The sequence below is a fragment of the Winogradskyella sp. SM1960 genome, assembly GCF_020179375.1.
Lineage (GTDB): Bacteria > Bacteroidota > Bacteroidia > Flavobacteriales > Flavobacteriaceae > Winogradskyella > Winogradskyella marina.
In genome coordinates this window covers 194,345-206,238 of the sequence record NZ_JAICBG010000001.1, presented here as the reverse complement: position 1 = coordinate 206,238, position 11,894 = coordinate 194,345, and the positions used below count along the sequence as shown (strand labels likewise).

The following is an 11,894-nucleotide window of genomic DNA, read 5'->3' as shown; positions in this document are numbered from 1 at the left end:
ATGAGTGTTAAAGTATTTAGATTTCATGAAGGCGCAGATGTTTATGGATGGGATAATTCAACGCCTCTTAATGACAAAGCTATTGCTGCTATTAAGGACCCAAACGGTGAGCATGCTAGTAAAGAGATCACTTCAATTCCAAGTCCATTTGCTAGAATAGACTTAGTTAATACTGCCTTTAAAGAGGTTGTTAATAGAGATTTAGAGGGTGATACCATTTATCATAAAATGGTTTCAGATGCATTAGATATTGGTCAAATTTTATTTGATTTTGAAAAATATCAAGATAAAATAGAGATTATTAGCTGGGACCCAAAGCATGATTTGTCCAACTTGTTAGATTCTTCGCACGAAGGTCATAGAGCATTGGGTGAAAGTTTACGTCTTTATTTGAAGCAAGATAGTGCAGCTTATAATTTTGATAAGATGCATAAAATCTATTTACTGAATTATAAGCTAGGTCACAATCCATTAAACATTATCGGTGGCACCTCTCCAGTTTCGTTGTTTTTCACATCAGCAAATAAATTCCATCTTAAAGATTTCACATCAGCGCGTGACACATTTTTTGATGATGAGTATTGTTCACTGCACAAACGAGACGCTTCCTATATTGAATATCTTTTTTTATTAAGTAAAAGTATTCCCAATTTTACTGTAAATTTTAAAAACTTTAATGATTATCTACAAAAAATATTTCCTCTTCTGTCAGATGAGTTAAGAAGTAAAATTCTTGGTCAGAATATTGGAATGTATGATAAGTTACTTGATTTGAATATTGATGGGGGTGGTGAAATCGTTGAGGTTTTAAATGTAAACCTAAAAAGAAGTAAAGGTAATTTGAGAGAGATTTCTAAAAGTGATTTTATTCTTAATTCCCCTAAAAACATTGAGAAATCTAAACCTCTTCTAGTTCTTCCTAACGATACAATTCCAGAAGGATTTCGTTATGTTTCTGCTAACTGGGAAAGTTCAAATAAAGCCCCTAGTTATATTGAAGAACCTATACATGAAAGAAAACTGCCATTTGATGGGGCTAAATATCCATACTTAGTCGCTAGTGACTTCCTTGAACCAGTATTGATTAAAACACATTTGCCAATAGATAATTATTATTTTATAAATGGCCAAGAGAATAATGAACATGGTTTCTTAATTCCTTTAAAACCTTTGTTTTTCGAGTATTTTACATTAGACTTTTTAGATAGAATTATCAATGGAGAAAAGATGTTCGAAGTTGAGGTTTTGAGTAATAATCATGTCCGTGTTTACCTAAGACTACCTATTCAAAATAATAAGCAGATAACATTTAAGAGAACCTATTACAATCCTGTTTCACAAGCTCACAAACCAGATTTTAGTGAAGAATTAAATAAAGGGGCTATTGTAGAAAATAGAATAAACTTAGGTATTACACCTTTTTATAAGTTTGGTAACACGGTTGAGCCAGAATACAATGTTGCTTTTTATGATGCCGACTCATTACCAATATTTCAAGGAAATAAATACAGTATTGACTTTTACAAGTCTTACAATGAAAAGGTAACTTCTGTGCAAGAAACGCAAAGGCGTTTTAAAGATGAAGAAAATATAGACATGTTTGGTTTGGTTGTAAATAGTGATTTTGATTATTTACAAATTAAACATGATTTTGCTAATGGCATCTTAATTCCCAATTTCGAATCTAAAGTTACTGGTGGTTTAAATCAATTTACAGTTGCAATTGATTTTGGAACTACAAATACTCATGTTGAGTTCTCGAAAAATGATGGTATATCAGAATCGTTTGAATTGTTAAATACTGAAAGTAAACATATAGGTCACCTTATAAACGATAAAGAGTTTGATGAATCTTTTTTGAAGTTTTGTAAAGTGGATTTAATTCCAAATATTATAAAAAAAGATAGTGTATATGAGTTTCCTCAAAGAACAGTAATCGCTTATCATAAACTGGCAAATTTTACACAGCCAATGTTCTCAATGTCCAATATTGCAATTCCATTTCAATATGAAAAAAAATCTTTTGCTTTAAATACAGAAATTGAAACTAATTTAAAATGGAATAAAAACGCTAACAGTAGTCAGGTTATGCGTAGCTTTTTCGAGCAATTAATAAAATTGATTCGAAATAAAATTCTTTTGAATAATGGGGACTTAAAACAAACAAAAATTGTATGGTCTTATCCTGCTAGTATGATGGTTTATGAACTAAATGAATTAGAAAGTAAATGGAATGATATTATTTTAAGGTATTTAGGAAGTGAAGTTAGTATATCAAAGGTTTGTGAAAGTTTAACACCTTTCTATTATTACATTAATGAGAAAGGAAAAGCAGCTTTAGAAAAACCAATGGTCTCTATAGATATAGGAGGTGGAACTTCTGATATAGCTATATATGAAGGGGAGAAGCCAATACTGTTTAGCTCATATAAGTTTGCAGGTGATGCAATATTTGGAGATAATTATAAACGAAATATTAATATCAATGGTTTTGTAAAAAGGTTTAAAGTCAAATTATACGACGAATTGAAGAATAATAATTTAGCGGATTTAGGAACCGTTATGAACAATATTATATCTAAAAATAAGTCTAATGACGCTATCAACGTCCTTTTTAGTTTAGAAAATAATCCTATAATTAGAGAGAAAAAACTACCTATCAGTTTCTTAGAATCTTTAAAGGCAGATAAGGAGTTGAAAATTATTTTTTTACTATTCTATGTGGCCCATATTTATCATTTAGCCAATATTTTTAAATCTAGAAAACTAAAAACACCTGTGTCTATTTCTTTCTCAGGTACAGCTTCAAAATTATTAACAATTATTGATGCTTCTAAAACAAAAGATACTTTAAAGCGTATCGCTGAGTTTGTTTTCGTAGATATTTCTGATGCTTCTGAAAAGTTGTCAATAGAAATTTTGCTAGAAGATAACCCAAAAGAAATAGCAAGTAAAGGCGCAATTTATTTTAATAAAAATAATAATGTCAATATTAATGAAATTAAGGAAGTGTTGATTAATCATAACACTTTAATGAGTGAGTCTAAAAAATGGACTTATAAAGATATTCAATCATTAGAAAGTGATTCCGTAAAGGATTATGAGGATTTTCTTGAGTTATTTTTTCGCTTGAACGATAACATTTCATTTAAAGATTATTTTGGAATTGACAATAGCACATTAAAATTCACCAAACAATTTTTAGAAGATAAAAAGATAAATGCTATGAAAATGGGTATAAATAATAAGATTATCGAGTTAGAAAACCACGATGAAGAAGATATAGCAGAAACGCTTTTCTTTTATCCATTGGTTGGAAGTCTGGGTGAGCTAGCTTATAACTTAGTAACTAAAGATTAGTTATGAGAAATATAATTATTTTAATTTTTAGTTGCTTATTCTTAAGTTTTTTACACGGTCAAAGCAATCCGATTTCTGATGAAAAATGGTCTGCTATCGTAGATCATACAAATGCCAATGTAACTAAAAACTATATAGAATCAGTTTCTTTAACCAGAGAGGATAGTTCGTATTATTTAGAAAATTTGAAAGAACGACTTAATGAAAGTTCTTTTAATTCTCCTTTGCCTTTTGATTCTTTAGAGATTTATTTAAAACAAGAGTTTGAAAGGACTTTTGAAAAGGTTTCCTTCAAGATTAACGAGACCAAGACAAAAGAAAAAGATTTAGACACATTGTTTGTTGCTATTGGGACTATACTGAAAGATGTTAAAGAAGAACAATTAATTGATTCAGAGCCTTTATCTAAATTACGTACAGATATAGAAGGTTATATTAATCCAACGGTTGAAGAAAATGTTCAAAATATTTCAAATGTAATTGCTAAGAGCGAGGTTATTCCTAAGAGAGGTGAATCAATTTTTACTTTATCAAATGCAGCAATTGTTTTTCTGTTTGCTCTTTTAGTGTTTTTTATTGTTAGATCTATAAATAAGGGTAAAAAAATCAGGAAACTAGAAGCTTCAATAGAAGAAAAAAGAAACGAGATTAACAAAAAAAGCTTTAAGATTCCTGAACTTAATACTAAAATAGATAAATTACAAAAAAAAATTAAGGGATTGGAAAGTGATTTAAGTAAAGTTAAGTCTACTCCAAATCAAAATTTTAATTCTTCTTCTTCTTCTTCTTCTTCTTTTGAAAATAAAGCAGATAACACTAGGGTCTGGAACACAGTAGTTTCAGAACCAGTATTAACCAGTTTCTATGCTGGTAAGCCAAGTCCTAATAGGGTCTTTGTAAACACAACTAAAGAGATACTCGATCAAGAAACGGTTTTTAAATTTACTTATATAGATAGTACTAAAACTTCGGCAGAATTTGAAGTCATTTTAGTTAGTGATTTTATGATGCGACAAATCATAAACTCACCTGATGATTTCTTATATAGAGTATGTAACAATGCTAATAGCAACCAAGAATTTCAAAGAAATATTAAAACAGAACGCAAAGGATTAGCACGGCTGGTAAATGGTGAATGGGTGGTTAAAGAGACGGATAAAGCTTTAATACAATTTCAATAAATATAAATGATATGGGAGGTAAACATGATATTATAATAATGGTGATTGTTGGCATTATTATATGTTTTCAATTAATTCTTTTTTATAAAAACTTAAATAGAATACTAGCATATAAAAAAATTATTTCTAAAAATTCAAATATAAACTTGATAGAGTTATCAATTGATGAAGACCTAGCGTCTTCAATAGATGCCGATACTATTTTAAATAATAAGGATGATTTTGATTTAAACGTTACTAATAGTGAGTATAATTTAGATGAAAATTACGATAAGAACATTTATGATCAAGTAGATCAAATAGACCTAATTAATCAGTCTGATATTGAAGATATTTATGATGAGGATAATGGTGTTAATGATGAAGATGATGAATTGGTGTTATTTAATAAAGAAGATTTATGAGTAATAAAATAACAATTTCACTTATTGAAACTTCAGGTCATGTAAGTTCATCATTTAATAATATAATTAATGCTATAAATAGCTATCTTTTAAGAAATAAAGGCGCCATTAGTGACTTTAATTTAATTAAAGATATTGTAGATAGAAATATTGACAATGAAGAGAGTGCCATATCTAGTAATCTTCCAATTCCACTTTATTTGGGACTTTTTGGAACTATGTTAGGGATTATTATTGGATTAATTGCCATGCCTAGTTTAAGCAATTCTATTAGTGATTCAGCACAATTGATGAATGCGGATAATACTTTAAAAGGTGTTGATGCTTTGCTTATAGGTGTTAAAATAGCAATGATAGCTAGTGCTATAGGGTTACTGTTAACAACTATAAATTCACTTCTATTTTATAATATTAGGAAAAGTGCTGAAACTGATAAAAACAACTTCTTTACGTTCATACAAACACAATTACTACCTGTGCTATCAAAAAACACAGCTTCAAGTTTACAGACTTTACAAGCTAATTTGCTGAAGTTTAATGAAGGTTTTGCGATTAACATGGGGCATTTTGACGGAGTTATAAAAGAGGTCCGTAGCTCTTTTGAAAGTCAGCTTCAAGTGGTTGAGGAGTTAAAAAGAATTGATGTTGGTAATATGGCTAGATATAATATTAATGTAATGAAAGAAATTAATAGCTCATTTACTAAGTTAAAAGAATTATCGGAGTATTTAACCAATGTCAATGGACTTTTAAAAAACACTGAAAGATTAAATCATACGGTTTCTATTCAACTAGATAAAGTTGGTGATTTGGGAACTATAATAGATAATTTTGATGTAAACGCTAAAAATATTTCTGAAGGCTCAAAATATTTGCAAACTCATTTTTCTAGTTTTGAGCAAAGAGAACAAGCTATAAGTAATAAGATTGCAGACTTTGATTCCTCTACAGGCGATATGGTGGAAGAACTGAAAAAATCGTTTGAACAAAGAATGAAAAATTTTAATGAAAAGGATGTTGAAATTAACTCTGGATTTGAAAAGTTATTCAAAGACTTAAAGGAAATGACAATACAAGTTTTTGATGATGAAAGCCATAATATAGCAGCGATAAAGAAAGATGTTCTAAAAGTTAATGATAGTATAGGTCAAATAAGTAGTTTGCCAAATGAGGTAGGTGTATTGAAAGCTAGTATTAAAGACCATGATACAACAATCAACCAATTAATGGATAAAATTGCAGACAAGCCATTATATTTTAAAACACCTAAACTCTTGCTGTTTGCTCTAGTTTTTACATCAATTGTAATTATGGCAACTTGCGGCCTTTTTATATATAAATATATACTGTAGATGTCAAAAAAGGATAAAGGTGATTTTTTCTGGGTAAGTTACGCTGATTTAATGACAACATTATTTTTCGTTATGCTTGTTCTATTTGTCTTGACCGTTGTTTATTTAAAATTAGAACAGGAAAAAATAGTAACGACATTAGAAGACTTAAAAAAAATAGTTCAGCTTGATGAACAATTTAAGCCATTAGAAGAAGATGGAGATTTTATTTATTTAGAAGAATGTAAAAAGTTTGTCGCAAAAAACCTAAGAGGTATAGAGGTTTTTGATCCAGGAAAAGCCGAAGTATTGGATGAGCATAAGGAAGCCACGATAGCAATAGGAGAAAAAATAAAAGAGTTCTTAAATAGACTTCAAAATGATAATAAAGACTTTTCATACTTATTAGTTATTGAAGGGAATATGGCTAATACCTACGATAAAAGATACAGTAAAGATAATGCTGATGGTTATAAAAAATCATATGAAAGAGCTTTAGCAGTATATAATTTATGGCTATCAAATAATATAAGTTTCAGAAAAAGTAATGTTGAAGTTTTAATTTCTGGAAGTGGTTATAACGGTCTTTGTAGAGAAAATAAACTCAGCGGAGACTATAAAAGAACAGAGGATGTCGAGTCTTATAATAAACGATTTTCAATACAAATAATACCTAAAGTAACTAATAAAATATGATTCGAAATTGTTTTTTAATTATGCTAATCTGTTTGCTTTTTACTTGTAAACGAGCAACGTCTTCTTCTTCTTCTTCTTCTTCTTCTTCTGATAATAGTAGATATCCGGCACAATCATATCAGAGAAATGGTGGTGATAGCAAAAACACCGTCAAAATGGATAAGCAAGGAGGAGTTTTTTTTATTCCTATTGAAATAAATGATATTGCAATGAAAATTATTTTTGATACAGGTGCGAGTAGTGTTTCAATATCAGAAACAGAAGCTATTTTTCTGCTAAAACAAGGGAAGTTAACGGAAGAGGACTTCTTAGGGAAAGTTCAATTTCAAGATGCAACAGGGAACATATCAGAAGGCACGAGACTTAATTTAAAAAAAGTAAAAATTGGTATTAAAACCATATATAATATTGAAGCTTCGGTCGTTCATAATTTAGAAGCTCCATTATTGTTGGGGCAATCTGCTTTGTCAAAGTTTGGTAAATTGACTATCAACTATAATAAAAATGAAATCGTTTTTGATTAATGTTTTTATGATAAAATCCTACTTTTAATGATATATAATTTCATAATCAAGAGAATTTGTTTTTTTTGTCTGATATTTTTTATTGTATCCTGTATTCCTAGAAAAAGTAAGGGCGATTCAAGTATTACACCTAAGTCTGAGTATAACCCTGTTGTAGATAATTATGATTTTAACTTATCTGACAAGGCAAATGATATAGCAGATACTAATGCTACACTGAGTAGTGACACACTAAAACTCATCACCTGGAACATCCAAGATCTAGGACAAACCAAAGACGATACCGAAATTGCTTTTATGGTTAATATTCTAAAAGACTATGATATCGTGGCTATTCAAGAAGTTGTAGCTAAGCATCCGGCTGGTGCGCAGAAGGTTGCTCAAATTGCAGACGAGCTCAATAGAAAAGGTGCGAAGTGGGATTATAGAATAAGTGACCCAACAAATAGTCCTTCTGTGTATATGAGTGAGCGCTACGCCTTTCTTTGGAAAACGAGTAAAGTAGATTTAAAAGGCAGGGCCTTTTTAGATGATGAGATGGCCTCTCTCATGGCAAGAGAACCTTATATGGCACGTTTTAATCTTAAAGGTAGCGATACTACGTTCATGGTGGCTAATTTTCATTCCAGAAAGCACAATGATCAGCCAGAGCTTGAAATTCAATACTTTAAGGACTATCCAAAACGTTTTAATACGGACAAATTAATAATTGCTGGTGACTTTAACCTCAATGAAACTCATGAGGTTTGGGACGATCTTTATAACCAAGGTTTTACGTCGGCTGTGCGCAACCAACAAACAACTTTAAAGCGTAAATGTTATATGGGTAATTACCTTAGTCACGAAATAGATAATATTTATCACTCAAAAGAAATGACGTTTCAAAAGTCTGGGGTTGTTGATTTTGTAAAACGTTGTGAGAACCTAGACGTGGCGAGAATGATTTCTGACCATTTGCCAGTTTTTTTAGAATTTACAATTAAAGAGAATTGAACATTATGAAATTTATTATTAATATTTTTTTAAGCTTATTTTTTTGTTTTGGGATAGCTACTATAACATCTTTCAATGGAGTGGATTCTAATGTCTATATCTGTAGAGGTAAATACAGTAAGAAATACCATTATTCAAAATCCTGTCGAGGACTTTCTAATTGCAAAAGTTCTACAGACAAAGTCACATTGAGTGATGCTAAAAAAATAGGTAGAACGCTTTGTGGATGGGAAGATTGATTATTATTTAAATAAGTATATAGGCACTTTGAAATATTTCTTTTTATTAATGCCATCACCATTCCAATTTATATTTTATGAGATTGCAAGTAACCCTGAAAGAACAATATTTGAAAGCTAGGGTAGTAATTTGAATGGCAATATTCTAGTGCTTTATTTGAGTTTTTTATTAATGGGATAATAGTTTTTTGAATTCTTTTAAATCTATTTAGTAAAGTCAAAAAATGAAAATAAGCCATACAAAAAAATAGAAGATAAACTCCTTTAATCCTTTCTTTACTTATGAATGAAAACATTGTCGAAAGATTTACTTTTTTAATTGTAATTGGCATCTTATTATTCATTGCTTTGAAACTCAAGATTGTACAATACAATAAAAAGAGAAAGCAAAAAAAAAGGTTTGCTAGAGGGCTAATGTTAGAAAATAAAGCTCGTGGATTTCTGCAAGCCAAGGGATATAGGATAGTAGGAGAACAAGAAATATATTTTCATCGTTATAAGGTGAATGATCGAAAAGTTGAATCAAAAATAGTATTAGATTACATAGTAGAAAAGCGTGGAAAAAAGTATATAGTTGAAGTGAAATCAGGTAAATCGGCCATATCAGTTCAGAATAAGAATTCAAGACGTCAACTTTTGGAATATGATTTTGTTATAGAAAATGATGGTATATTTTTACTCGACATGGAAAACAGAACAATGAAACTTGTCAAATTTTATTCTAAAGGAGAACATCAACAATTCTATTTCTATAAATTCTTATTAGCTCTTGCTGCTATTGGTATTTTAATTCCATTTTGGAGCATCAAAATATTATTAATGATATGCATTGTTTTAATTTGGAGATATCCAGAAAAGGCAAAGTCAGTTGTGAATATGATTTCAATTTGATAAACAATACGCTTAGAAATCGAGGATCGCATTTCTAAAATGGCTATTAGCTAAAAGGTAATTAAGACTATTAAAATATTTAAAACCATGACTATTAAAATCCTAAAAATCACATTAGCATTATTACTTTTTCTCTGCCTATTAGAGATGCCCTACGGCTTCTATCAATTCGTTAGGTTTGTGGCATTAATTGGCTTCGGTGTTCTAGCTTTTAAGGTCAATGAAGTTGATAACAAACCAGAAGTGGTAATTTATGGAGCACTGGCTTTATTGTTTCAACCCTTTTTTAAAATTGCGCTAGGTAGAGACCTATGGAATATTGTTGATGTCGTTGTGGCTTTCGGGATGATTTTTAGCTTATTTAAAAAGAAATACAGAGATGCTTTGTAAAGTAAATATCATTCGTATTGTGAACAACTCTTTTTAATGACCAATTTTGGTACGGTAAATTATATTTTGAATTGTAAAAATTTAGCTGCAGCTAGATAAATTTCGGATCATTTACCTGTTTATTTAGAGTTGAATTTTGAAGATAATAATAGAAACTAACGATAAAAGACTTGTCATTTTAAAAAATAATAGTATCCAATGCGCCTCCTTAGAAACATATGCCTGCTTTTGCTACCCTATATCATAATGGTAGTAATAAATGAATCTTATCGCTCTTTAATAACCGAGAAGCCCTATAGTGCTTTTGGTTTTACGGCGATAAACTCAGATGCTCGGAGTCTTCATAAATGTAGTTGGATAGCACATAGCAATACGAGTTATTGTAAACAACATCACGTTAAGTTTTTAAAAGATTATTTCCATATTACAGATAAAATGTATTTTGGAGTTATTCAAGTCTTGCATTCCACTGGTAATTATGGAGCTGCTAACATTGTTTTTTTAGTCATACTTTTTCCACTTATCATGTGGTATGCACTCATTAAGATTATAGATTACACATTAGCAATTAGAAAATTAAAAAAATCAAAAAAATGAGTAATATTAATGCATTTCTAGATTGGCTTATTAGTGTAGGTGGTAATTTATATGTCTATTGTACTGATTTTACAATAAACCTAGCAAATCTCACAGGGACATCATATTACGAAGTTAATTTCTTTTTCTTTTGTGTTCTATTTCCATTTTTACTGGTGGTTTTGCCTTTAACAGCGATTGCTTTAAAATTTAGACTTCGTCAATTATCTAAGATTCATAAAAAGTAATTCGCTGCTAGAAAACATAGTGTTATTTGTTACAGTGTAATTCAATTAACCATTCATGAGTTTGGTTTTAAAATCGTTGTTAGTAATACTATTAAAACTAGCAATTATGGTTTTCCGTAACCAACTAATATCTAATTTATTTAGCTTTATATTTTTATGATAAAACGGAATAGTTTTATATCGAAAACACTAACATATTTAATTAAACACAAAACCTTTTTTTACCATGAAAAATGTAATCACATTTATAATATTATTGTTTACAACATTAACTGTGAGTTCTCAAATAGGAGTTTCTAAATCTGAGATAATTAAAAATAATCAAGACTACGTTATAGATGTTACTGAAGATGGAACTGAATATATAACCTATGTCGTAGAATTTGAAAATTATGATAGACGTGTAGCATGTTATTTAACAAATAAAGAAGTTGGTGAAGCGCAAATATGCTATCGAGTGGCATATATAGAGCCTAGTTCAGAAACCAATAATTGGGTGAGGTATTTTAATAATGAAAATTTTATAAAATTAGATGGCATGACTTGGAAAGATTACGAGCATTCAGTGCTATACGATATTGTAGTGAAAGATGGCAGTTGTTTGGTTATAAAAACCTTTGACGAAAAACGTTAACATTCAATATTAAAACTTATAACAAAATAATCAAAAATCATGGGACTACTAAACAAAATTCTAGGCAACGCTAGCTAAGCCTCTACCGAACAATTAACTACAAAATACGGACGCTTATTAACCAGCAATGAGCAAATAGAACTCGGTTTTAAACTCTTCAGAGATGTATTTATGTTTACTAATAAACGACTAATTTTAATCGATGTGCAAGGTATAACAGGAAGCAAAGTAGAGTATAAGTCTATGCCTTATAAAAGTATATCAAGATTCTCTTTAGAAACCTCAGGAACGTTTGATTTAGATGCCGAACTTAAAATCTGGATATCTAGTGAAAATCTACCATCCGTAAGTAAAAAATTTAATAAGAGTATAGATGTGTACGAAGTACAAAAGTATTTAGCCGAAAAAGTGATGTAGTGTTTTATTG

12 protein-coding genes and 1 pseudogene are annotated in these 11,894 nt (G+C 29.7%); all 13 read left to right on the top strand.

What is annotated here, in order from left to right; all coding sequences use genetic code 11:
• The 13 genes and pseudogenes from K1X16_RS00975 to K1X16_RS00915 all read left to right on the top strand — a co-directional run bounded on the left by K1X16_RS00975 (window position 1) and on the right by K1X16_RS00915 (window position 11,884).
• Window positions 1-3,360 carry a hypothetical protein gene (locus tag K1X16_RS00975; RefSeq protein WP_225034705.1) on the top strand — a complete coding sequence of 1,120 codons (3,360 nt, stop codon included), beginning with the start codon at window positions 1-3 and terminating at the stop codon, window positions 3,358-3,360.
• A gap of 2 nt (window positions 3,361-3,362) precedes the next feature.
• Window positions 3,363-4,541, top strand: coding sequence for a hypothetical protein (locus tag K1X16_RS00970; RefSeq protein WP_225034704.1), 1,179 nt, complete (start codon window positions 3,363-3,365; stop codon window positions 4,539-4,541).
• Window positions 4,542-4,687: 146 nt separating this feature from the next.
• On the top strand, window positions 4,688-4,945 hold the full coding sequence (locus tag K1X16_RS00965; protein ID WP_225034703.1) for a hypothetical protein: 258 nt from the start codon (window positions 4,688-4,690) through the stop codon (window positions 4,943-4,945).
• Entirely contained in the window at window positions 4,942-6,297 is a 1,356-nt protein-coding gene (locus K1X16_RS00960) for a MotA/TolQ/ExbB proton channel family protein (protein ID WP_225034702.1), read from the top strand. The genes K1X16_RS00965 and K1X16_RS00960 overlap by 4 nt, the downstream gene beginning before the upstream one ends.
• Complete coding sequence (locus K1X16_RS00955; protein WP_225034701.1) at window positions 6,298-6,972, top strand: flagellar motor protein MotB; 675 nt, start codon at window positions 6,298-6,300, stop codon at window positions 6,970-6,972.
• A complete protein-coding gene (locus K1X16_RS00950; protein ID WP_225034700.1) occupies window positions 6,969-7,496 on the top strand; it encodes a TIGR02281 family clan AA aspartic protease in 528 nt (175 codons plus the stop codon). The genes K1X16_RS00955 and K1X16_RS00950 overlap by 4 nt, the downstream gene beginning before the upstream one ends.
• 27 nt (window positions 7,497-7,523) lie before the next feature.
• The gene (locus K1X16_RS00945; protein WP_225034699.1) at window positions 7,524-8,489 is read left to right on the top strand and encodes an endonuclease/exonuclease/phosphatase family protein; all 966 of its coding nucleotides are present in this window, start codon (window positions 7,524-7,526) and stop codon (window positions 8,487-8,489) included.
• Between the two features lie 521 nt (window positions 8,490-9,010).
• On the top strand, window positions 9,011-9,619 hold the full coding sequence (locus tag K1X16_RS00940) for a hypothetical protein (RefSeq protein ID WP_225034698.1): 609 nt from the start codon (window positions 9,011-9,013) through the stop codon (window positions 9,617-9,619).
• Between the two features lie 87 nt (window positions 9,620-9,706).
• Window positions 9,707-10,009, top strand: coding sequence for a DUF6804 family protein (locus tag K1X16_RS00935; protein WP_225034697.1), 303 nt, complete (start codon window positions 9,707-9,709; stop codon window positions 10,007-10,009).
• A 246-nt stretch (window positions 10,010-10,255) separates the two neighbouring features.
• Window positions 10,256-10,606 (top strand): hypothetical protein, encoded by a 351-nt coding sequence (locus tag K1X16_RS00930; RefSeq protein WP_225034696.1) that lies wholly within the window; start codon window positions 10,256-10,258, stop codon window positions 10,604-10,606.
• Window positions 10,603-10,833 carry a hypothetical protein gene (locus tag K1X16_RS00925; RefSeq protein WP_225034695.1) on the top strand — a complete coding sequence of 77 codons (231 nt, stop codon included), beginning with the start codon at window positions 10,603-10,605 and terminating at the stop codon, window positions 10,831-10,833. The genes K1X16_RS00930 and K1X16_RS00925 overlap by 4 nt, the downstream gene beginning before the upstream one ends.
• A 226-nt stretch (window positions 10,834-11,059) precedes the next feature.
• On the top strand, window positions 11,060-11,467 hold the full coding sequence (locus tag K1X16_RS00920) for a hypothetical protein (RefSeq protein ID WP_225034694.1): 408 nt from the start codon (window positions 11,060-11,062) through the stop codon (window positions 11,465-11,467).
• A 39-nt stretch (window positions 11,468-11,506) separates the two neighbouring features.
• Window positions 11,507-11,884, top strand: a pseudogene (locus K1X16_RS00915) (PH domain-containing protein).
• The last annotated feature ends 10 nt before the right edge of the window (window positions 11,885-11,894 follow it).

Excerpts from the sequence above, each read along its gene's own strand:
- K1X16_RS00975 (WP_225034705.1), top strand. The coding sequence starts at position 1 with ATGAGTGTTAAAGTATTTAGATTTCATGAAGGCGCAGATGTTTATGGA.
- K1X16_RS00970 (WP_225034704.1), top strand. The coding sequence starts at position 3,363 with ATGAGAAATATAATTATTTTAATTTTTAGTTGCTTATTCTTAAGTTTT.
- K1X16_RS00960 (WP_225034702.1), top strand. The coding sequence starts at position 4,942 with ATGAGTAATAAAATAACAATTTCACTTATTGAAACTTCAGGTCATGTA.
- K1X16_RS00955 (WP_225034701.1), top strand. The coding sequence starts at position 6,298 with ATGTCAAAAAAGGATAAAGGTGATTTTTTCTGGGTAAGTTACGCTGAT.
- K1X16_RS00950 (WP_225034700.1), top strand. The coding sequence starts at position 6,969 with ATGATTCGAAATTGTTTTTTAATTATGCTAATCTGTTTGCTTTTTACT.
- K1X16_RS00945 (WP_225034699.1), top strand. The coding sequence starts at position 7,524 with ATGATATATAATTTCATAATCAAGAGAATTTGTTTTTTTTGTCTGATA.
- K1X16_RS00940 (WP_225034698.1), top strand. The coding sequence starts at position 9,011 with ATGAATGAAAACATTGTCGAAAGATTTACTTTTTTAATTGTAATTGGC.
- K1X16_RS00935 (WP_225034697.1), top strand. The coding sequence starts at position 9,707 with ATGACTATTAAAATCCTAAAAATCACATTAGCATTATTACTTTTTCTC.
- K1X16_RS00930 (WP_225034696.1), top strand. The coding sequence starts at position 10,256 with ATGGTAGTAATAAATGAATCTTATCGCTCTTTAATAACCGAGAAGCCC.
- K1X16_RS00925 (WP_225034695.1), top strand. The coding sequence starts at position 10,603 with ATGAGTAATATTAATGCATTTCTAGATTGGCTTATTAGTGTAGGTGGT.
- K1X16_RS00920 (WP_225034694.1), top strand. The coding sequence starts at position 11,060 with ATGAAAAATGTAATCACATTTATAATATTATTGTTTACAACATTAACT.